We start from the raw sequence: 21,438 nt of genomic DNA on the forward strand, positions 1-21,438 counted from the left end.
ATGAACCGCGACCGCGCGGGCTTCGTGCTCGTCAACACGCTCTTCGCCCTGGCCGGCACCGGGCTCGCCGCCCTGTCATTCTGGGCGGTGTACCAATCGACGACCTTCCTGCTGATGCTGGCCATCACCCTCGCCGTCGGCACCGTCGTCGCCGTGCTCGGCGCCGTCTTCCGGTGGCCGAGCATCGTGGTGACCGGCCTCGTCGTCGCGGTGTTCCTCGGCCTCGGAGTGCAGCTCGCCGTTCCGGGGGAGGCGACGGCCGGCGGTCTGCTCCCCACCGGACAGGGCTTCGTCGATCTCGTGCAGGCCACCTGGCTCAGCTGGAAGCAGTTGGTGACGATCTCGCTCCCGGTGGGGTCGTACCAGGCCCTGCTCGTTCCGGCGTACCTGCTCACGCTGCTGACCATCGTGGTCTCCCTCTCCGTGTCCCTGCGCGCGAAGCGCGGAGAACTCGCCACAGTGCCGCCCGTGTTGCTGTTCCTCGCCGGCATCCTCCTCGGCTCCGGTGTGACGGCGGTGCCGCTGTGGCTTGCCCTGAGCACACTCGCCGTTCTGCTCTCCTGGACCATCTGGTTCCGCTGGCAGCGTCGTTCGGCCGCGCTCCGCGGTCTCGCTGAACAGAGTGGACTGACCGTGGAGACGCCGCGGGAGCGACGGTTCGTCGGTGTGCGGACCATCGCAGGTGCGGCGGTGATCCTCGTGGTGGCCGGCGTCGCAGGGACGGCGGCGAGCCTGCTGCTTCCGGCGAACTCGGAGCGTCAAGTGGTGCGCACGGCGGTGGAGCAGCCGTTCGACCCGCGTGCGTACGCCAGTCCCCTGAGCGGGTTCCGCAAGTATCTCGAGCCGGCGAAAGCCGATGAGCCGATGCTCACTGTCAGAGGGATGCCGGGCGACGACCGCATCCGCATCGCCACCCTCGACACCTACGACGGCGTCACATACTCCGTGGGGACGTCCCAGGTCGCCAGCGCCTCGGGAACCTTTGTGCGGATGCCGTACCGCCTCGACCAGGCCGGGGTCGATGGGCAGCGTGAACGCATCTCGGTGACCGTGCGGGGCTTCACCGGACCCTGGGTTCCCGGGAGCGGGCAGCTGCAACAGGTCGTCTTCGGGGGCGGCGACGCCGCGGTACTCGACGGTTCGTTCTACTACAACGACGTCACGGGAACGGGCGCGGTCACCCGCGGTCTGAGAAGGGGGGACAGCTACACCCTCGACACCGTCGTGAAGCCGAAACTGACCGCCACCCAGCTCGAGAAGGTGAAGCCCGGGAGCGCGGTGGTGCCCAAGCCTGCCGTGATCCCCGACGAACTCCAGCAGACGCTGCAGAAGTACATTGCCGGCATCGCCGGTGACGGCGCCAAGTTGGCGGCGGCGCTGCGCGGACTGGCGGAATACGGCTACATCAGCCACGGCATCGGTGCCGACGAACCCGCCAGCCGGTCCGGGCACGGGGCCGACCGCATCACCGAGCTGCTCACCGACATCCCGATGCTCGGCGACCAGGAGCAGTACGCGGTGACGGCGGCCCTGATGGCCCGGCAGCTGGGGTTCCCGGCACGCGTCGTCGTCGGGTTCGTCGCGCCGGACGGTGCGCGCCCCGATCAGTCGATCACCCTCACCGGATCGGACATCTCGGCCTGGATCGAGGTACAGACCAGCGAAGAGGGCTGGGTCACCGTGGATCCGACTCCGCCGGTGCGACCGGTGCCGCCCAAACAGCCCGACCAGCCGACGCAGATCTCCCGGCCCCAGACCAATGTGCAGCCTCCGGTCGACGAGAACCCGCAGCAGCGGGAGGATCCTCCTCAGGCTCAGGTCGACAAATCCGATCAGCCGCAGCAGAACCCGTTGCTCGATGCGATTCTCGGCATTCTGGTCGTCGCAGGCTGGGTGCTGCTGGTGCTTGCCGTGCTCGCGGCCCCGTTCCTCGCCGTGATCGGTGCCAAATGGCGGAGGCGGACGCTGCGACGGTCGGCGTCGACCTCGGTCGAACGTATCGCCGGTGGTTGGCGCGAGTTCGCCGACGCCGCCGTCGATCACGGCTACGAGCCCCCGCCGTCGGCCACGCGCAAAGAGCTCGCGGCGACGATCGGCGGTGTGCGCGCCTCGGCACTGGCCGCGGTGGCGGATCGCGCCGTCTTCAGCCCGAGCGCGCCGACCGTCGAGGAGGCGGACTCGGTGTGGCGTGCGGTCGATGAGCTGCGCGAAGCGCTCGGGCAGCGCGAGACGCGCTGGAAGCGACTGCTTGCGGCGGTCTCCCTGCGTTCGCTCGGCTACCGTGGATGGACAAGCAACAGAAAGCGGGGCAGGCGATGAACTGTCGGGTGTGTGGAAACGAGCTCACCGAGGGGACTCTCTTCTGCGGGTCGTGCGGCAGTTCGGTGACGGCGACCAGGGTCCGTCCTCCCGCGGTCGCCGACCCGCGCCCTTCCGACACGACGATCGTGGAGCGCTTGCCCAAACCCGCCGTCGCCGGTCGTTTCCCCGGCGACGAGCTGCCCGCGACCGGGGCCCTTCACGTCGAGCCGATCGAGTCGGCGCCGCCGGCCGCTCCGGTCGCGACGTACACTCTGAGCTTCTCGACGGGTGAGAGCATCCTCGTTGCGGGCACCGGGCTCGTCGGCCGCCGCCCGATCACGCAGCCGGGCGAGGAGGTCGATCAGCTCGTCGCCATCGTCGACCCGTCACGTTCGGTGTCGAAGACCCACCTCGAGTTCGGGCTGGAGGCAGGCGAACTGTGGATCTGCGACCGGTACTCCGGAAACGGGACGGTCGCGCATCCCCTCGGCGGTGTCGCGCGGCAGTGCGAGGCCGGTCGCCGGTACCGGGTCACAACGGGCACGCGCGTCGAGATCGGTGACCAGTGGTTCGACGTGAGCTGACTCCGGCCGCTTCCGCCCGGTGCTGAGCTCTACGACAGGGCGTCCGCCACAGTGCCGGCGCTGAGGCCGTGGGCCTCGGCGACGGCGGCGTTCGTGACCGATCCAGCGTGCGTGTTGAGGCCGAGCGCGAGGGATGCGTCGGCCTCCAGGGCGTCGCGCCAGCCGCGGTTGGCGATCGCCCGGGCATAGGGAAGCGTCGCGTTCGTCAGCGCATAGGTGGAGGTGTGCGGCACGGCGCCGGGCATATTGGCCACGCAGTAGAACAGGGACTGGTGCACCGTGAAGGTGGGGGCGGTGTGCGTGGTCGGGTGCGAGTCGGCGAAGCAGCCGCCCTGGTCGACCGCGATGTCCACGAGCACGCTCCCCGGTTTCATCCGGGACACCAGCTCGTTGCTGACCAGCTTGGGCGCCTTGGCGCCGGGGACCAGCACCGAGCCGATCACCAGGTCGGAGGCGACCACGGCCTTGTCGATCTCGAAGCTGTTCGAGGCGATCGTCTTGATGCGGCCGGCGTAGAGGGCGTCGAGTTCGCGCAGCCGGGCGATGTTCGTGTCGAGAACGGTTACCTCGGCGCCCAGACCGACGGCGACACCGATCGCGTTCGTTCCTGCGACGCCTCCGCCGAGCACGGTGACGACGGCCGGATGCGTGCCCGGGACGCCGGGGACGAGGAGTCCGGGGCCGCCGTTCGGCTTCAGCATGGTGTTCGCACCGACGATCGGCGCGAGCCGACCGGCCACCTCGCTCATCGGAGCCAGAAGCGGCAGCGCCCGGTTGGGCAGCTGCACGGTCTCATAGGCGATCGCGGTGACCCGGGAGTCGATGAGCGCATGTGTGAGCTCGGGCTCGGCGGCGAGATGCAGATATGTGAAGAGCACGAGCCCCGGGCGGAAGTGGCCGTACTCGCTCGCGATCGGTTCTTTGACCTTGAGCACGAGATCCGCGATCTGCCAGGTGCTCGCGGCGTCGGGGAGGATCGTCGCCCCTGCCGATGCGTAGAGCTCGTCTGGGATGGAGGAGCCGGTTCCGGCCTCCGTCTCGACGAAGACCTCGTGGCCGTTCGCGATGAGGTCGTGAACCCCGGCCGGAGTGATGGCCACCCGGAACTCGTTGTCCTTGATCTCGCGGGGGATCGCGACCTTCATGGGGCTCCTAACACGTCGACGATGATCGGTTCAGCATTGACCTTAGTCGGAACGACGGATGATTTCGACTGGAAATCTTGCTTTTTGGTGCTGATTTCGTAAATTTTGTGGATCTTTATGGGTGATTTCGCCATCCCGCGATCGTCGTCGATGTGCCGACCGCGTTCGGAGGCGTGACGGCTGCGTTTTCCCCCGCGGATCGCACCCTGAGGTGCTGATTTCGTGACGATCATGTTTCAAGATCGTCGTTTTGCCCCTCTTTTGCTGCGCGATGCCACGTCCTGTGCCAGTATCGACCCACCGCAACGGCGCGGAGACGTCAGAGCGAGTGTGAGAGTGACCGTGTTCGACCCTGAAGGAGCACCACAGTGAATTCGAGGCAGCTTCCGCAAGACCCGATGATCCAGAAGCTGATCCAATCGGCTCGGCAGTCGCAGATGACGAGGCGGGGTGTTCTCGCCGGTGTCGGCGCCAGCGCAGCCGCCCTTGCTCTTGCGGCCTGTTCGACCGGGGGCGCATCCAGCAAGCCGACCGCGGCGAAAGATCAATCGTCGACGGACAAGACGATGACCTGGGCGAATTGGCAGGCCTATCTCGATCAAGATCAGGCGGGCAACTACCCGACGCTCCAGGCGTTCGAGAAGAAGTCGGGCATCACGGTCAAATACGATGTCGCGGTCGACGACAACAACACCTACTACGCCAAGGTCAAAGACCAGCTCGCGCTCGGCAAAGACATCGGCGCCGACACCGTCTGCCTCACCGACTGGATGGTCGCCCGGCTGATCCGGTTCGGCTACGTTCAGAGCTTCGATGCGGCGAGCATCCCGAACAAGAAGAACCTCACCCCGGCCCTGCAGGACGCCGACTTCGACCCCGGACGCAAGAAGTCCCTGCCCTGGCAGAGCGGGTTCGCCGGCATCTGCTGGAACAAGTCGAAAGTGCCCGGCGGACTCAAGTCGATCGACGATCTGTGGAAGTCGGAGCTCAAGGGCAAGGTCGGCGTGCTCAGCGAGATGCGCGACACGATGGGTCTGCTGCTCCTGCAGCAAGGGGTCGACATCTCGAAGAAATTCAGTGACGACGACTACAACAAGGCGATCGACAAGCTCACCAAAGAGGTCAACGACGGCCAGATCCGCAACATCAAGGGCAACTCGTACCTCAACGACCTGAAGAGCGGCGACACGCTCGCTGCCATCTGCTGGTCGGGCGACATCACCCAGTTGAACGCCGAAGCGGGGGACAACTGGGAGTTCGCCCTCCCCGACTCCGGTGGAACGCTCTGGAGCGACAACTTCGTCATCCCGATCGGCTCGCCGCGCAAGGCGAACGCCGAAGAGCTCATCAACTACTACTACGAGCCTGAGGTGGCGGCCGAGGTCGCCGCATGGGTGAACTACATCACCCCGGTCGTCGGCGCCAAAGAGGCGGCGGTGAAGATCGACCCCGATCTCGCAGACAACCAGCTCATCTTCCCCGACGACACGACGCTCGCCAATGCGCACATCTTCCGCTCGCTCACGCCGGCGGAGGAGCAGAAGTACCAGGCGGCCTTCCAGAAGGTGATATTGGGGGCCTGATGCCGAAGGGAGTATTCGCCGAGTCCGGCGCCGACCTGCAGCTGGTCGGGATCAAGAAGCGCTTCCCGGGGTTCACTGCCATCGAGCATCTGGACCTCACCATCCCCGCCGGCTCGTTCTTCGCGCTGCTCGGCCCGAGCGGCTGTGGCAAGACGACGACGCTGCGCCTCGTAGCCGGGCTGGAGGAGCCGACCGAGGGTCAGATCCTCATCGGCGGCACCGATGTCACCAAGACGAAGCCGTTTCAGCGGCCGGTCAACACGGTGTTCCAGAGCTATGCGCTCTTCCCCCACATGACGATCCTGGAGAATGTCGCGTTCGGCCTGCGCCGTCGCAAGATCGGGGATGCGGTCGCCCGTGCGCACGAGGCGCTGCGACTGGTGGAGCTCGACCATCTCGCCGCCCGTCGCCCGGCATCCCTCTCGGGCGGCCAGCAGCAGCGGGTCGCCTTGGCGCGCGCGGTCGTCAACCGTCCAGCCCTGCTGCTGCTCGACGAGCCGCTCGGCGCCCTCGACCTGAAACTGCGGAGGCAGATGCAGCTTGAGCTGAAGGCCATCCAGAACGAGGTCGGCCTCACCTTCGTGCACGTCACGCACGATCAGGAGGAGGCCATGACGATGGCCGACACGGTCGCCGTGATGAACAAAGGCGCCATCGAGCAGATGGGGGCGCCCGAGGTGCTCTACGAACTGCCGGCCACCGTCTTCGTCGCCAACTTCCTGGGACAGTCGAACCTGTTCGTCGGCCCGGTTCAGGACTCCGGCGGTGATGTCGTCGGCGTCGAGGTGGGTGGTCACCGGCTCAACGTCCCGCGCTCCCGCGCTCAGCGCGCCAGCGGACGTGTCACCGTGGGTGTCCGACCCGAGAAGCTCAGCCTGCACGAGACACCGGAGACGATCGCGGCCGGGCGCAACCAGCTCGGGCCGGGCCGCGTCACAGATGTGTCGTTCAGCGGGGTGAGCACGCAGTACATCGTCGAGATCCCCGGCCTCGGATCGGTGATCGTGTTCGCGCAGAACATGAGCTCCGGGCCGGCGGCGTCGCGGGGCTCCGACGTCTGGGTCTCCTGGGATGCGGACCACACTTTCGTCCTCGCCGACGAGCCGCCGATCGACGGCAAGTTCGTCGATGACACCGACACGCAGATGATCGCCGCACAGGCGAAGGACCGCCTGCTGTCGGAGCTCGAGGAGGCGTAATGGCCCTCGCCGCGTTCTCGACGGCCACGCCCCCGCAGCAGGATCAGGAGCCGGCACAGCGGCGCCGGAGCGGCATCGCGCTCGTGCTGCTGCTGCCCGGTGTCGTCTACCTCGTGCTGTTCTTCCTGACTCCTCTTGTCTCGTTGATCATCACCTCGTTCCAGACCCCCGTGGTCGGCGGCGACATCGGCCAGTACCAGGCTGCGTTCCGCTGGGAGAACTACACAGATGCGATCGGCACGTACTGGCCGCAGATCATCCGGTCGTTCGTCTACGCGATCATCGCCACGGCGGCCGCCCTGCTGATCAGCTACCCCCTCGCCTACTTCATCGGTGTGAAGGTCCGGCGGTTCCCCCTGCTGCAGAACCTGTTGATGACGCTCGTCATCGCCCCGTTCTTCATCAGCTTCCTGCTGCGCACGCTGGCGTGGAAGCAGCTGCTCTCCGACGACTCCTGGTTCACGACGTCGCTGAAGGCGCTCTCCGTTCTGCCGCCCGATGCCCACGTCACGGGCACGGCGTTCTCCGTGGTGTTCGGGTTGACCTACAACTTCATCCCGTTCATGACGCTGCCGCTCTACTCCACTCTCGAACGACTGGATGTGCGCTACCTCGAAGCCGGAAGCGATCTGTACGCCAACGCGTTCACCACCTTCCGCAAGGTGACGCTGCCGCTGTCGATGCCGGGCATCGTCTCGGGAACCCTGCTCACGTTCATTCCGGCGGCGGGCGACTACATCAACGCCTCGCAGGATTTCCTCGGCGGGTCGGACACCTCGATGATCGGCAACGTGATCGAGAGCAACTTCCTCGTGCTGCAGAATTATCCCACGGCGGCCGCGATGTCGGTGGTGCTGATGGCGGTCATCCTCGTGATCGTGGGCGTCTACGTGAAACGCAGCGGAACGGAGGACCTGCTGTGAAGGGCTTCCGGTTCAAAGGTCTGGGACTCGGCGTCTACGCCTTCCTCGCGCTCGCCTTCCTGCTCATCCCGATCGTCTACACCTTCATCTACTCGTTCAATGACGCGCTCAAGAACAACATCGCCTGGCGGGGGTTCACCTGGCGCAACTGGACGAATGTATGCAGCGCCGCCGGCATCTGCGACGCGTTCATGGCCAGTATCATCATCGGTCTGATCGCCACGGTCGTCGCGACGATCCTCGGCACGATGATCGCGATCGCGCTCATGCGCTACCGGTTCCGGTTCCGCTCGCAGACCAGCCTGCTGCTGTTCCTGCCGATGGCGAGCCCGGAGGTCGTGCTCGGAGCGGGCCTGGCCGCCCAGTTCCTGAGTCTCGGCATCAACAAGGGGTTCGGCACCATCATCGTCGCCCACGTCATGTTCTGCATCAGCTTCGTCGTCGTGACGGTGAAGGCGCGCGTGGCGAGCCTGGATCCCTCGCTCGAGGAGGCGGGTCGCGACCTCTACGGATCGCCGATCGCCGTGTTCTGGCGCGTGACGTTCCCGTTGCTGCTGCCCGGCATCCTGTCGGCGGCGCTGCTGTCGTTCTCGCTGAGCTTCGACGACTTCATCATCACGAACTTCAACGCGGGTGCAGTGACCACTTTCCCGATGTACATCTATATCGCCGCCTCGCGTGGCATCCCCGCGCAGGCCAATGTGATCGCCTCGGCCGTATTCATCATCACGATCCTCGTGGTGCTGCTCTCGCAGATCACGGCCGCGGCGCGCGCGAAACGCTTGGCGCGCACGTCCTGACGCGCCACTAGACCCCCAAAACCGTAACGGTCCGACACCATCCAGGTGCCGGGCCGTTACGGTCTCCCGCGTGCGGGCGGCTTCGGATCACCGCATCAGGCGGTGTAGGAGGCGCGGATCTCGCCCACCGGCGCCCCCCGGCCGAGCACGGCGAGGTCGAGTTTCGGGGTGACGGCTTCCACCGCCGAGCGTTCGAGCGCTCCGGCGTCGACGAGCAGGGAGAGCGCGACGATGGATGCGGCCCGCAGGCTGCCGTCGAGCATCTTCAGGGTGACCGTCGTTCCGTCGGGGGCGGCCATCACCATCACGCCTTCGGCACCGAGCTTCGCGAAGACGCCGAGCCGGTCGATCACCACGGTGTTCGCCCGTCCGGGGCCGTCGATCGCCCAGCCGTCGGCGAGAACGGCGTTCTTCAGCAGGGCGGCATTGCGGTAGAGCGCGAACGGCGACCCGTCCGAGGCGGTGGCGATGCGCTGGATGCCGCGCGCCAGAGTGGTCAGAGCCATCGCATACACAGGGGCGCCGCATCCGTCGACGCCTGTGGCGACGACCTTCTCGCCGGTGAGCCGCTCGACGACGTCGCGCACCTGGTGCTGCATGGGATGCTGCGGGTCGAGGTAGCTCTCGATCGGCCAGCCGTTGACCATGCAGGCCAGGAGCATGGCGGCGTGCTTGCCGGAGCAGTTCATGAACAGCGGTGTGCGGCTTTCGCCGGCCCGGATGGCGTCGTCGCGCGCGGCGGAGTCCAGCGGCCAGTCAGGCGGGCAGAGCAGGGCGTTCTCGCTGAGCTGCGCTTGCGCGAGGAGCCCGCGGACCACTGACAGATGCGCCGGGGTTCCCCCGTGACTGGCGGTCGCCAGCACGGCGGCCGCACCGGTGAGCGGGACGCCCGCGCCCATCACGGCGATCGCCTGGAACGGCTTCAGGCTCGAGCGGGGGAAGACCGGGGCTTCCGGGGCGCCGAGCGAGTTCACGACGCCGCCGTCGGGGCCGAGCACGACGGCCGAGCCGAGGTGCCGGGACTCGACGAACCCGCTGCGTTCGACCACGGCGAGCTCGACCGCTTGGTCGCCGGTGAAGACCGCTGCGCTCACAGGGCGGAGAAGGCGTCGTCGAGCACCGAGACGGCGTCGGCGATCAGATCGTTCGACACCGCGAGGCTCGGGAGGAACCGCAGCACGTTTCCGTAGGTGCCGGCGGTGAGGACGAGCAGCCCGCGCTCCGCCGCGTAATTCGCGATGGCCGTGACGGCCGCGGAGTTCGGCTCCTTGGTCGTAGTGCCGGTGCCCGGCTGCACGAGCTCGATCGCGAGCATGGCGCCGATGCCGCGCACGTCGCCGATGATGTCGTACTTCTTCTGCAGCTCGAGCAGGGCGGGCCTCAGGGCGTTCTCGATGCGCTTGCCCTCGGCGAGCAGATCGTTCGCCTCGATCTCTTCGAACACGGCAACGGCGGCCGCCGCGGCGACAGGGTTGCCACCGAAGGTTCCGCCGAGACCGCCGGGCTGAGCCGCATCCATGATCTCGGCGCGGCCGGTGACGGCGGCCAGCGGGAGGCCGCCCGCGATGCCCTTGGCGCTCAGCACCAGGTCGGGGACGAGACCGAAATGTTCGCTCGCGTAATAGGCGCCGGTGCGGGCCATTCCGCTCTGGATCTCGTCGGCGATGAACACGACGCCGTTGGCGGTGCACCACTCCTGCAGAGCCGGGAGATACCCATCGGCCGGCACCATGAACCCGCCCTCGCCCTGGATGGGCTCGGCGACGAGGCAGGCGAGGTCGGTGGCCCCGATGACCTTCTCGAGATAGCCGATCGTGCGCGCCGCGGCTTCGCCGCCGCTGAGACCGTCGTGGTAGGGGTACGAGCTGGGAGCGTGGTAGACGTCGCCGGCGAACGGTCCGAAACCGGTGGCGTACGGCATCGCCTTGTAGTTCATCGCCATCGTGAGGTTCGTGCGCCCGTGGTAGGCGTGGTCGAGCACTGCTACCGCGCGCCGTCCGGTGTGCTTGCGGGCGATCTTCACACCGTTCTCCACGGCCTCGGCGCCGGAATTCACGAGCACGGTCTTCTTCGCGTGGCCGCCGGGCGTGTGCTCGGCAAGCAACTCGGCCACGCGCACGTACTCCTCGTACGGGGTGATCGTGAACAGGGTGTGGATCACGTCTCGCAGCTGGCTTGCGGCTGCCTCGACGACGGCGGTCTCGGTGTGGCCGATCGTCGTCACGCCGATCCCGGCGCCGAAGTCTACGAACTGGTTGCCGTCGACGTCGACGAGGATCGCCCCGTTCGCCTTGGCGATGTAGACCGGCAGCGTCGAGGAGACGCCCGCCGGGACGACTGCGAGTCGTCGCGCGTGCAGCTCCTGGGATTTGGGCCCGGGCACGGCGGTGACGATGCGGCGTTCCTGCGCGACGGTGTAGACGGGCGCAGCGGTGGTGGCGGATTCAGTCATGATGCATCGAGTTTAGCCCGGTGCGAGAATCGGAACATGAAGCTCGAACACAGCTATGCGATCGATCTGGAGTGGACCGGCAACCGGGGGAGCGGCACCAGCGGCTACAAGGACTACGGCCGCGATCATGTCGTGCGCGCATCGGGAAAGCCGGCCATCGACGGATCGGCCGACCGCGTCTTCTTCGGCGACCGCGATCGCTGGAATCCGGAGGAGTTGCTGCTCGCCGCACTGAGCCAGTGCCACATGCTGAGCTATCTGGCCGAGGCGGCGCGGGCCGGGGTGGTCGTGGTCGGATACACGGATGCGGCCACCGGCGTGATGGAGCAGACCGCCGACGGCGGCGGCCACTTCACCAGTGCGCTGTTGCGCCCGGTGGTGACGATCGCCGATCCGGCGCAGGCCGAACTCGCGGCTTCGCTGCACGGACCGTCCGCCGCGAAGTGTTTCATCGCCGCCTCGGTGAACTTCCCCGTCGAGCACGCCCCCGAGGTCGCCATCCTCGCGTGACACGCGGGGCGCCACGTAACCTGTCACAGATTTACAATGGTTATATGCCTACGATTGCTCCGGCGCTCGGAGCCGAACTGCTCGTCGACTTCCTCAACACACTCGACATCGAAGAGGGCGCCGATACGCTGGACGACGGTGCGGCGTTCGAGGTCTGGGCGAACCGGCACGGCGTCGGCATGGGCGACCGGGCCGAGGCCCGGGCGGTGCGCGACAGCCTGCGCGCGCTGGTCGATGGCGGGAGCGCCTCCTTGCCGGCGGTCGAACTCGAGACCGCCTGCAGTGAACGCTCGGTCGAATTGACGGCGAGCACGGCCGCGCAGGCCGCCGTCGCCGCCTCGGTGATCCTGAGCATTCAGGGCCGCCTCGACCGAGTGAAACTGTGCCACGCCGACGACTGCCGGTGGGCGTTCTACGACCGGTCCCGCAATGGTTCCCGCAATTGGTGCAGCATGGGCGTCTGCGGGAACCGGCAGAAGGCGCGCGCCTACCGGGCGAGGCAGGGCGACGCAGCCGACGGGCCGACGGGCTAGAGCCGTTCCGGCCGGAAGGCGCGTTTCACGCGCTCCACGGCGCCGGCGGGCGGCGCCTCGTTGTACTTCTCGGCGAGCTCCTGTCCGGTGAGCGCCTGGATCGCGGCCATGATCTCGTCGGTGGCCTGGCGGCGCGCACGCCCGGAGTCCGCCGTGCCGTAGTGGCTGACGTCGATCGGCTCGCCGAATGCCACAGTGATGCGCTTGACGCGCGGGATCTTCGTTCCGATCGGCTGCAGCTCGTTGGTGCCGATCAGGCCGACGGGGACCACCGTGGCGCCGGTGGTGAGGGCGAGCCACCCCACGCCGGTGCGTCCCTTGTAGAGGCGGCCGTCCAGTGAGCGGGTGCCCTCGGGATAGATGGCGAAAGCGGCGCCGGTGTCGAGGATGCGCTTGGACTGGTCGAGCGCATCCTGCGCGGCCTGGCCGGCACCGCGTTTGACGCCGACCGCGCCGATGGCGGTGAAGAACGAGCGGGAGAGCCAGCCGGTGAAGCCTTTCCCCTCGAAATAGTGCGACTTCGCCAGAAACTGCACGCGCCGGGGCGCCGTGAGAGGGATGACGATGCTGTCGATGAACGACAGATGGTTGCTGGCGAGGATGATCGCCCCGGTGCGCGGCACATTCTTGCGTCCGATGACCTTCGGCCGGTAGACCACCCGGGCGATGGGCGCGATGACAGTGCGGCCGAACAGATAGAGGAAGCCGGGGCGCTTCACTGCGCTCGGCCCATCATCGGGTTCGGTAGTCGTCACGAATACGAGAGTAGTCGCGCGCGTATTCCACGGACGGAATGTGCGCGCTCACACGCCGCGGAGCGGCCGGATCGGCGCGCAGCCGAACCCTCTGTCGTAGTTCAGGCAGTCCGGCAGCCAGCCGCTGAACCGCACCGCGAGCGGCGAGCCGAACCATTCCGTGTAGAGCCGTGAGAAGTTGAGGTTGCCGAAGGTGGAGCAACTCCCGGCGGGCCCGGTCGGCCGGGTGAGCGTCTCCTCGTTGGGCTGATACGGGGTGTAGTTGTAGAGGTTCGCGGTCGCCTGGTTGACGATGCGAACAGTGCTCGAGCCGCAGCTCGCGTCGGGATGGTACTGGATGCGGTTGGCGCCGATGCGGTAACGCCAATCGGCCGGGTGCACCGTGTACTCCCGGAACTGCCACGCGGCCCGGTACACCTGATTGAAGAACCCGAAGTACTTCCGGTCGCAGGCGGCGGTGTCGGGGCAGGCGTAGCCGGTGGCCTTCTGGTAACCGGATGCGCTCGGTGCCGTCAATAGAGACTGCTCCTTCTGCAACAGCACCAGCAGTACCCTCGGGCTGATCGTGCACGCCTGGGCGACGCGCGCGATGATGCTGCTGGCCGGTTCGTCACGCGCACCGCGCAGCGCCGTGCACCGGTCTTTCGACGCGGCAACGTCCGGGGTGTCGATGCGGTAGCGGGCGAGACACGGAACCCCGTCCTTCGGGGTGCAACTGCGATCGTCGAGGAAGACCTGGATATCGGCGGCCGTCATTGCGTTCGGGTTGAAGAAGCTGTCGTCGCTGATGATCTCGCCGGCGTCGAACGCAGGGGTGCCGCTGGCGCCCACCGCCGGAACGAACGCGAGAACGGCGGCGACGACAGCGGACCCGGCGAGCACACGCCAACGGGAGGAACGCATCCGGGTCGGTGTCAGTTGAAGCGGGCCAGAGCTTCTTCGAGCACGCTCGCAGCGTCGTCGATGAGCTCTTCGCTGATCACGACCGACGGAAGCAGTCGCAGCACGCTGTCCCAGCTTCCGGCGTCGAGGGGGATGACGCCGTTGGCCGTGGCGTGGGCGAGAACGGACTTCAGGGCCTCCGGGTTCGGCTTCTTGGTTCCGGGGTGCACGAGCTCGACGCCGAACATCGCGCCCTTGCCGCGCACCTCGCCGACGACGGCGAACTTCTCGGCCCAATCGCCGATGCGGGCCCAGAGGGCGCGCTCCACACGCTGCGCCTCGGCGATGAGGTTCTCCTTCTCGATCACCTCGAACGTCGCGAGCGCCGCGGCCGTGGAGATCGGGTTGCCGCCGAAGGTGCCGCCGATGCCGCCCGGCTGCACCGCATCCATGATCTCGGCGCGGCCGGTGACCGCGGCGAGCGGGAAGCCGCCCGCGATGCCCTTGGCCGTGGTGACGAGGTCTGGCACGACGCCGTGGTGCTCGATCGAGTACCAGGCGCCTGTGCGAGCGATGCCGGCCTGGATCTCGTCGGCGACGAACACGATGCCGTTCTCGGTGCAGAACTCGGAGAGACGCTGGAAGTAGCCGGGGGCGGGGATGACGATGCCGCCATCGCCTTGGATGGGCTCGACGAACAGGGCGGCCAGTTCGGTGGCGCCGATGTGGGTGATGATGTAGTCGATCGTCCGCTCGGCGGCTTCGACGCCGGTCATCCCTGCGGGGTCGCGGAAGGGGTAGCTGACCGGAACGCTGTAGATCTCACCCGGGAACGGGCCCATGCCCGCCCGCTCGGGCCAGGGGCGGTAGGTCATCGCCATCGTGAGGTTGGTGCGGCCGTGGAAGGCATGGTCGAGCGTGGCGATCGCGCGGCGACCGGTGAACTTGCGGGCGATCTTCACCGCGTTCTCGACGGCCTCGGCCCCCGAGTTGACGAGGATGCTGCGTTTCTCGAAGTTGCCGGGGGTCACCTCGGCGAGCTTCTCGGCCACGCGGACGTAGTTCTCGTAGGGCGTGACGGTGAAAAGCGTGTGGGTCAGTTTCGCGGCCTGCGCGGCGGCTGCCGCCGCGACCTCCGGATGCGCGTGCCCGATGGTCGTGACGCCGATGCCGCAGCCGAGATCGATCAGACGGTTGCCGTCGACGTCGACGAGGATGGCGCCCGAACCGCTTTCCATGTAGATGTTCGCGAGCGTTCCGGCGCCGCGGCTGACCGAGGCGACACGGCGTGCCTGCAGCGCGACGGAGCGGGGGCCCGGAAGGGCGGTGACGAGCTGACGGGTTTGCGGAACGGAGAAATCGCGAGTCATGCCTCCATCGTAGGTTGCCCGGCTGTCAGCTTCGGCATAGCCGGATGGGGCAGACTGTGCACAACCCTGCCCGCATCTCGAAGGTGTCTCTGTGCGTAAAACCCTCTCCGTCCTCGCCGCCGGCTTCGTCGTCGTCGCCCTCGCCGCCTGCAGTTCGGGTTCGCCGTCGGCCACCCCGACGCCGACCGCGACCAGTGCGTCGCTCACATGTGAGAACGTGAAGCCGGGGTCGGCCTCCGACTCGGTGAAGATCGCGAGCGCGTACGGCGCCGATCCGAAGGCCACCTTCACGACGCCGCTGAAGGCCACCAAGCTCGAGCGCACCGTCATCTCGAAGGGCGACGGCGCCGAGGTCAAAGGCGGCGACTCGATCGACATCGCACTCGCTGCGTACAACGGCACGACAGGCAAAGAGCTCGCGGCCTCGGCCGGCTTCGACGGTCAGTCCGCCCAAACCGTCTCCGTGGATGTGAACACCTTCGTTCCCGGGATCGTGCGCGCGGTCGAGTGCCTCCCGCTCAAGTCGCGAATCGTGATCACCGGAACAGCAAAGCAGATGTTCGGCAAGGCCGACCTCACCCAGTTCAGCCTGAAAGACACCGACACGGTCGTCTTCGTGATCGACTCCGTCAGCAAGATCCCGACCCGCGCCGACGGTACCCCGGTCGCGCCGACCGCCGGGTTCCCGACCGTGAAGCTCGCCGCATCCGGTGAGCCGAACATCACGATCCCGAAGACCGACCCGCCCACCACCACGAAGATCGCCGTGCTCAAGCAGGGCGACGGCGAAGTCGTGCAGTCCGGCGACACGGTCACCGTGCAATACAAAGGCGTGCTGTGGCGCAACGGCGCGACCTTCGACTCCAGCTGGAGCCGCGGGGAGCCCGCCAGCTTCCAGACCACGGGTGTGGTCGCCGGATTCAAGAAGGCGCTCGAAGGTCAGAAAGTCGGTTCGCAGGTCATCGCGATCGTCCCGCCGGCCGACGGCTACGGCACGAAGGGCAGCGGCGACATCACGGCGACCGACACGATGGTGTTCGTCATCGACATCCTGAAAACCGTTCGCTGACCACCTCTACGATGAGGTGATGCGCAGAGTAGTCATCCTCGGATCCACCGGCTCCATCGGAACCCAGGCTCTCGATGTGATCGGGGCCAACCCCGACCGCTTCACCGTGGTCGGCCTCGCGGCCGGCCGCAACGGCGACGAGCTCGCGGCGCAGGCCGTGCGGTTCGGTGTCGCCGACACCGCGCTCGGCGCGGACGACGCCGAACGTCTGGTGCGCTCGGTGGAGGCGGATGTGGTGCTCAACGGCATCACCGGGTCGGTGGGCCTCGGACCGACGCTCGCGGCCCTGGAGACCGGCGCGAGCCTGGCCCTGGCCAACAAGGAGTCGCTCATCGTCGGGGGCGAGCTGGTCAAACGCGCGGCCGCACCCGGGCAGATCGTGCCCGTGGACTCCGAACATTCGGCGCTCGCCCAGGCGCTGCGCTCCGGCTCGGACCGTGAGGTGCGCCGGCTCGTGCTCACCGCATCCGGTGGCCCGTTCCGAGGGCGCAGCCGCGAGTCGCTCGCGGAGGTGACGCCGAGCGAGGCGCTGGCGCACCCCACCTGGGACATGGGCCTGGTCGTCACCACGAACTCGTCCACGCTCGTCAACAAGGGACTCGAGATCATCGAGGCGAGCCTGCTCTTCGATGTGCCGTTCGAGCGCATCGAGGTCACCGTGCACCCGCAATCGGTCATCCACTCGATGGTCGAGTTCATCGACGGCTCGACGATCGCCCAGGCCTCGCCCCCCGACATGCGGCTGCCCATCTCGCTGAGCCTGGACTGGCCGAACCGGGTTCCGGATGTGGGGGTTCCACTCGACTGGGCCCGCGCCCACACCTGGACCTTCGAGCCCCTCGACGATGCGGCGTTCCCCGCCGTCGCGCTCGCCAAACGGGTCGGGATCGCCGGCAGCACCTACCCCGCGGTGTTCAACGCCGCCAACGAGCAGGCCGTCGCTGCCTTCCACGCAGGCGCCATCGGCTACCTCGACATCGTCGACACCGTGGCCCGCGTCGTCGACGAGCACACGCCCGACGGGGAGCTGAGCCGGGAGTCGCTGGTCGAGGCCGAGCGATGGGCCCGGGCCGAAGCCGACCGGATGATCGCCGGCGGCCGCGGCGCATAGGGACTGTGCGGCTGGTTCCAAGGTAGTCGCGGCTAGCCTGGGGTCGTGGAATCCGTGCTGCTCTTCATCCTCGGCGTGCTCATCATCCTGGTGGGGCTCGCTCTGTCGATCGGACTGCACGAGATCGGCCACCTCGTTCCGGCAAAGCTGTTCGGCGTGAAGGTCACGCAGTACATGATCGGGTTCGGCAAGACGCTGTTCTCGTTCCGGCGAGGCGAGACCGAATACGGCGTGAAGGCCATCCCGCTCGGCGGCTACATCTCCATGGTCGGGATGTTCCCGCCGAAGAAGGGCGACGAGCACGGTCGCAACGCCACGACCGGTTTCGTGCAGACGATGGCCCAAGATGCACGGGTCGCCAGTCTGGAGGCCGTTGCGGTCGGCGAAGACGAGCGCACGTTCTACAAGCTCGCCGTCTGGAAGCGCATCATCATCATGCTCGGCGGCCCGGTCATGAACCTCCTGATCGGCGTCGTACTGTTCGGTGTCCTCCTGATGGGCTTCGGCACGCCGGCCGCCTCCACCACCATCGGCTCGGTGAGCCAATGCGTTCTGCCGTCGACGAGCGCCCGTCAGACCTGCGAAGCAGGCGATCCGGCTGGTCCGGCCGCACAGGCGGGCATCAAGCCGAATGACAAGATCATCAGCGTCGACGGGACGTCGATCGCCAGCTGGGATCAGTTCACCGCCATCGTGCGCGACTCATCGGGCCGCACACTTTCGGTCGTCGTCGAACGTGGCGGAGCCGAACAGACGGTCTCACTCACGCCCCGCACGAACACCGTGACGAAAGTGAACGCGCAGGGCGTCGCCGAGAAGGACGCCGCCGGAAAGGTGATCACCCAGAACGCCGGTTTCGTCGGCGTCAGCAGTGTGCAGGAGCTCGTTCCGCAGCCGATCACCTCCGTGCTCCCGGCGGTCGGTGCGCAGACCGGCGCGGTCGTCGGGGTCATCATCAACCTTCCCGAACGCCTGGTCGGCATCTGGAACGCCGCTTTCGGGCCGGGCGAGCGCGACCCCAACGGCCCCATCAGCATCGTCGGCGTCGGCCGGGTGGCCGGAGAGGTCACCGCCCTCGACGGCGTGCCCGTCGTCGACAAGGCGTACACGATGATCGGCTTGCTCGCCTCGCTCAACATCGCGCTGTTCGTGTTCAATCTCATCCCGCTGCTTCCCCTCGACGGCGGACACGTCGCCGGCGCCGCGTGGGAGGGGATCCGCCGCAGCTTCGCGAAACTGTTCAAACGTCGCGACCCGGGGCCGGTCGACATGGCCAAACTCATGCCGCTCACGCTGGCTGTGGTCGTGCTGCTCGGCGGGATGAGCCTGCTGCTCGTGTACGCAGACATCGTGAAGCCGATCGGGCTCGGCTGATCGGCCGGCGCTGATCGGGGCGGCGCTGATCAGGCCGGGCGCCACGGCGACGCACATCCCGCGCCCAGCCACCTCCCACCCGGCCGCGTAGGATTGGTGTCGTGGCAGCAATCAACCTGGGGATGCCCAAGATCCCGGAAACACTCGCACCCCGTCGCAAGACCCGGCAGATCAAGGTGGGCAAGGTCCTCGTCGGAGGCGATGCCCCGATCAGCGTCCAGTCGATGACCACGACGCCGACCACCAACATCAACGCGACCCTGCAGCAGATCGCTGAGCTCACCGCCTCCGGTTGCGACATCGTGCGCGTCGCGGTGCCGAGCCGCGACGACGCCCAGGCGCTGCCGATCATCGCCAAGAAGAGCCAGATCCCGGTGATCGCCGACATCCACTTCCAGCCGAACTACGTCTACGCGGCGATCGATGCCGGTTGCGCGGCCGTGCGAGTGAACCCCGGCAACATCCGCAGGTTCGACGACCAGGTCGGCAAGATCGCTGCTGCCGCCCAGGCCGCGGGCGTCTCGCTCCGCATCGGCGTCAACGCCGGATCGCTCGAACCGAGCCTGCTGCAGAAGTACGGCAAGGCCACGCCGGAGGCTCTCGTGGAGAGCGCCGTGTGGGAGGCCAGCCTGTTCGAGGAGCACGACTTCCACGACTTCAAGATCTCGGTGAAGCACAACGACCCCATCGTGATGGTCAAGGCCTACCGGCTGCTCGCCGAACGCGGCGACTGGCCCCTGCACCTCGGTGTCACCGAGGCCGGACCGGAGTTCCAGGGCACGATCAAGTCCGCCACCGCCTTCGGCATCCTGCTCTCGGAGGGCATCGGCGACACCATCCGCGTCTCGCTCTCCGCCCCGCCGGCGCAGGAGGTCAAAGTCGGCCTGCAGATCTTGCAGTCGCTGAACCTGCGCGAGCGCAAGCTCGAGATCGTCTCCTGCCCGAGCTGTGGGCGGGCCCAGGTGGATGTGTACAAGCTCGCCAACGACGTCACGAGTGGCCTCGAGGGCATGAGTGTGCCGCTGCGAGTCGCCGTGATGGGCTGCGTCGTGAACGGACCGGGGGAGGCCCGCGAGGCCGACCTCGGGGTCGCATCCGGCAACGGCAAGGGGCAGATCTTCGTCAAGGGCGAGGTGATCAAGACCGTTCCCGAGTCGGAGATCGTCGCAACCCTCATCGCCGAAGCGAACCGTATCGCTGCCGAGATGCCCGCCTCCGAATCAGCCGCCCCCACGGTCACCGTCGGCGCCCACTGACCCCTCGAACGCTCGGGGAGCGGAGAGTCCGAACACTCCACGCGTTCCGAGCGACTATTCGTGTGCCCGGCTGCTGCCGGGGGTCGTGAAGGTGCTCCGTCCGGTCGGGATGTCGGCCGTGGCGAGGCAGAGCCGGACGACCGTTCCCGGCTGAACGCCGTCGGGCCGGGGCGCCGAGGCGACGACGGCCGGCTCGGCGAGCTGCACGGTCATCGTGTCGCCCCGGACGGACAGCACGGTCGCTTCGAACTCGTCGCCGATCCGGTCGGCGAGCAGTGCGGCCTCGACCCGGTCGATCGAGGCGGCGTTCAGCTGCGAGCCCAGTCGTGACGAAGCGCCCATGATCGACGGCAACTCGGTCAACGACCGCCGTGCCCAGGCGGGAACCTCCCTGCCGGCGCTGAGTGCCTCGCAGATCACGAGGACCCAGCGGTCGACGAGCCGGCGCAGCGGGGCCGTGGTGTGCGCATACGGGGCGGCGACCGCGGACTGGAGCGGATCGGCGGGAGCCTCGCCGTCCATGACGACGTAGCCCGCGCCGCGGAAGAGGCCGGTCGCTGCCTGCATCACCGCCAGCGCCCGCGGGTCCGTGTGGTCGAGACCGCGCAGATACTCGCCGTACGGCTGGTCGGCCGCCCACGGGAGGCCGAGCGCGGTCGTCTGCGCTCGGAACGAGGTCACGGCCTCCTCGGCCGGCGGCGGCATCGTGCGAAGGATGCCGATCCGGGCGTCGAGCATCAGCCGGGCGGCGGCCATCCCCGTCAACAGCGAGATCTGGGCATTCCACTCCTCGATGGGCAGGGGAGAACGCCGCTCCAGCGTGTACGCCCCCTCGCGCAGGACGATCTCCTCGTCGGGGGCGTTGAGACTGGCGCCGCCACGAAGACGTTCGCACTCGATACGGGCGAGCCCGACCGGCTTCAGCAGCAGGAGCGTCTCCGGTGCGCTGCCGTCGTCGACGGCGGCCTGCGCGTCGGCATAGCTCCACTGACGGCGGGAGCGGACGCGCGCGCGGACGAGCGAGACGGAGACCTCCCGGCCGCCCGCATCCAGCACCAGCTCCCACACGAACGCCCCGCGGTCGACGCCGGCGAGCAGCGAGCCTGCCCTCTCGCCGATGGCCGACGGATGCAGCGGGATGCGGCCGTCGGCGGCGTAGATCGTCTGCCCGCGTCGCCGTGCCTCGATGTCGACCGCGCCATCGGGCCGGACCAGCGCGGGCACATCCGCGATCGCGTAGCGCACACGAAAACCCGCCCCGGAGCGCTCGATGTGCACCGCCTGGTCGAGATCGGTGGAACCGTCAGGGTCGATGGTGACGAACGGCACCCCGGTGAGATCGGTCATAGGGAGGGTGAGCGCCGCCGCGGCTGCCTCGGCTTCGCGTTCGACAGGTTCGGGGAAGCCCTCCGGCAGATCGAGGCCGGTGCGGAGCGATGCGAGGGCGACGGCCAGCTCGCTCTGTGCGGCGGATGCGGTGACGTGCGTTCGACGGCTCGGCATGCCGTCAGCCTATTCCGCGGTCGGGGCTCCGCGGTCGGGGCTCCGCGGTCGGGGTGCCGCCGCAGCCGGCGTCACAACACCGCCCGGG

General features: G+C 67.9%; 20 protein-coding genes. 12 read left to right on the forward strand and 8 right to left on the reverse strand.

The window, feature by feature from the left end:
* Both K5L49_RS18940 and K5L49_RS18945 read left to right on the forward strand, forming a co-directional pair.
* A complete protein-coding gene (locus tag K5L49_RS18940) occupies window positions 1–2,319 on the forward strand; it encodes a transglutaminase domain-containing protein (RefSeq protein WP_223695085.1) in 2,319 nt (772 codons plus the stop codon).
* A gap of 137 nt (window positions 2,320–2,456) precedes the next feature.
* Entirely contained in the window at window positions 2,457–2,885 is a 429-nt protein-coding gene (locus K5L49_RS18945) for a hypothetical protein (RefSeq protein WP_223695086.1), read from the forward strand.
* Between the two features lie 29 nt (window positions 2,886–2,914).
* On the opposite strand, the gene ald is transcribed toward K5L49_RS18945, so the two are convergent.
* Window positions 2,915–4,030 carry an alanine dehydrogenase gene (gene ald, locus K5L49_RS18950; RefSeq protein ID WP_223695087.1) on the reverse strand — a complete coding sequence of 372 codons (1,116 nt, stop codon included), beginning with the start codon at window positions 4,028–4,030 and terminating at the stop codon, window positions 2,915–2,917.
* Window positions 4,027–4,263 carry a hypothetical protein gene (locus K5L49_RS18955; protein ID WP_223695088.1) on the reverse strand — a complete coding sequence of 79 codons (237 nt, stop codon included), beginning with the start codon at window positions 4,261–4,263 and terminating at the stop codon, window positions 4,027–4,029. The genes ald and K5L49_RS18955 overlap by 4 nt, the downstream gene beginning before the upstream one ends.
* A gap of 165 nt (window positions 4,264–4,428) precedes the next feature.
* Here K5L49_RS18955 and K5L49_RS18960 point away from each other — a divergent pair, with 165 nt between their 5' ends.
* From K5L49_RS18960 to K5L49_RS18975, 4 genes are read left to right on the forward strand one after another with little or no spacing between them, the layout of a single operon-like run.
* Window positions 4,429–5,613, forward strand: a complete 1,185-nt coding sequence (locus K5L49_RS18960) for an ABC transporter substrate-binding protein (RefSeq protein WP_223695341.1) — start codon at window positions 4,429–4,431, stop codon at window positions 5,611–5,613.
* Entirely contained in the window at window positions 5,613–6,812 is a 1,200-nt protein-coding gene (locus K5L49_RS18965; protein ID WP_223695089.1) for an ABC transporter ATP-binding protein, read from the forward strand. Before K5L49_RS18960 ends, K5L49_RS18965 begins: the two co-directional genes overlap by 1 nt.
* A complete protein-coding gene (locus tag K5L49_RS18970) occupies window positions 6,812–7,735 on the forward strand; it encodes an ABC transporter permease (protein ID WP_223695090.1) in 924 nt (307 codons plus the stop codon). Before K5L49_RS18965 ends, K5L49_RS18970 begins: the two co-directional genes overlap by 1 nt.
* The gene (locus K5L49_RS18975) at window positions 7,732–8,535 is read left to right on the forward strand and encodes an ABC transporter permease (protein WP_223695091.1); all 804 of its coding nucleotides are present in this window, start codon (window positions 7,732–7,734) and stop codon (window positions 8,533–8,535) included. Before K5L49_RS18970 ends, K5L49_RS18975 begins: the two co-directional genes overlap by 4 nt.
* 95 nt (window positions 8,536–8,630) lie before the next feature.
* On the opposite strand, the gene K5L49_RS18980 is transcribed toward K5L49_RS18975, so the two are convergent.
* Both K5L49_RS18980 and gabT read right to left on the reverse strand, forming a co-directional pair.
* A complete protein-coding gene (locus K5L49_RS18980) occupies window positions 8,631–9,629 on the reverse strand; it encodes an asparaginase (RefSeq protein WP_223695092.1) in 999 nt (332 codons plus the stop codon).
* Window positions 9,626–10,987, reverse strand: a complete 1,362-nt coding sequence (gene gabT, locus K5L49_RS18985) for a 4-aminobutyrate--2-oxoglutarate transaminase (protein ID WP_223695093.1) — start codon at window positions 10,985–10,987, stop codon at window positions 9,626–9,628. The genes K5L49_RS18980 and gabT overlap by 4 nt, the downstream gene beginning before the upstream one ends.
* A gap of 36 nt (window positions 10,988–11,023) precedes the next feature.
* Here gabT and K5L49_RS18990 point away from each other — a divergent pair, with 36 nt between their 5' ends.
* Together K5L49_RS18990 and K5L49_RS18995 are read left to right on the forward strand one after the other, a co-directional pair.
* Window positions 11,024–11,497, forward strand: a complete 474-nt coding sequence (locus tag K5L49_RS18990; protein ID WP_223695094.1) for an OsmC family protein — start codon at window positions 11,024–11,026, stop codon at window positions 11,495–11,497.
* 44 nt (window positions 11,498–11,541) lie between these two features.
* Complete coding sequence (locus K5L49_RS18995) at window positions 11,542–12,030, forward strand: CGNR zinc finger domain-containing protein (RefSeq protein ID WP_223695095.1); 489 nt, start codon at window positions 11,542–11,544, stop codon at window positions 12,028–12,030.
* Here the strand turns inward: K5L49_RS18995 and K5L49_RS19000 are convergent.
* From K5L49_RS19000 to K5L49_RS19010, 3 genes are read right to left on the reverse strand one after another with little or no spacing between them, the layout of a single operon-like run.
* The gene (locus tag K5L49_RS19000; RefSeq protein WP_374107697.1) at window positions 12,027–12,785 is read right to left on the reverse strand and encodes a lysophospholipid acyltransferase family protein; all 759 of its coding nucleotides are present in this window, start codon (window positions 12,783–12,785) and stop codon (window positions 12,027–12,029) included. The two genes, K5L49_RS18995 and K5L49_RS19000, sit on opposite strands and share 4 nt — an antisense overlap.
* A 48-nt stretch (window positions 12,786–12,833) precedes the next feature.
* Window positions 12,834–13,688 carry a hypothetical protein gene (locus K5L49_RS19005; RefSeq protein WP_223695096.1) on the reverse strand — a complete coding sequence of 285 codons (855 nt, stop codon included), beginning with the start codon at window positions 13,686–13,688 and terminating at the stop codon, window positions 12,834–12,836.
* Between the two features lie 11 nt (window positions 13,689–13,699).
* Window positions 13,700–15,037 (reverse strand): aminotransferase class III-fold pyridoxal phosphate-dependent enzyme, encoded by a 1,338-nt coding sequence (locus K5L49_RS19010; protein ID WP_223695097.1) that lies wholly within the window; start codon window positions 15,035–15,037, stop codon window positions 13,700–13,702.
* Between the two features lie 91 nt (window positions 15,038–15,128).
* On the opposite strand from K5L49_RS19010, the gene K5L49_RS20600 reads away from it, so the two are divergent.
* The 4 genes from K5L49_RS20600 (at window position 15,129) to ispG (ending at window position 19,847) form a co-directional block, all read left to right on the forward strand.
* A complete protein-coding gene (locus K5L49_RS20600) occupies window positions 15,129–16,106 on the forward strand; it encodes an FKBP-type peptidyl-prolyl cis-trans isomerase (RefSeq protein ID WP_223695098.1) in 978 nt (325 codons plus the stop codon).
* Between the two features lie 19 nt (window positions 16,107–16,125).
* On the forward strand, window positions 16,126–17,217 hold the full coding sequence (locus K5L49_RS19020) for a 1-deoxy-D-xylulose-5-phosphate reductoisomerase (RefSeq protein WP_223695099.1): 1,092 nt from the start codon (window positions 16,126–16,128) through the stop codon (window positions 17,215–17,217).
* Window positions 17,218–17,262: 45 nt separating this feature from the next.
* Entirely contained in the window at window positions 17,263–18,591 is a 1,329-nt protein-coding gene (locus tag K5L49_RS19025; protein ID WP_223695100.1) for a M50 family metallopeptidase, read from the forward strand.
* Between the two features lie 101 nt (window positions 18,592–18,692).
* Window positions 18,693–19,847 (forward strand): flavodoxin-dependent (E)-4-hydroxy-3-methylbut-2-enyl-diphosphate synthase, encoded by a 1,155-nt coding sequence (gene ispG, locus K5L49_RS19030; RefSeq protein WP_223695101.1) that lies wholly within the window; start codon window positions 18,693–18,695, stop codon window positions 19,845–19,847.
* 54 nt (window positions 19,848–19,901) lie between these two features.
* On the opposite strand, the gene K5L49_RS19035 is transcribed toward ispG, so the two are convergent.
* A complete protein-coding gene (locus K5L49_RS19035) occupies window positions 19,902–21,350 on the reverse strand; it encodes an RNB domain-containing ribonuclease (protein WP_223695102.1) in 1,449 nt (482 codons plus the stop codon).
* Window positions 21,351–21,438: the final 88 nt, after the last annotated feature.

Origin of the sequence: Leifsonia poae, assembly GCF_020009625.1 — a bacterium.
Classification (GTDB): Bacteria; Actinomycetota; Actinomycetes; order Actinomycetales; family Microbacteriaceae; genus Leifsonia; species Leifsonia poae_A.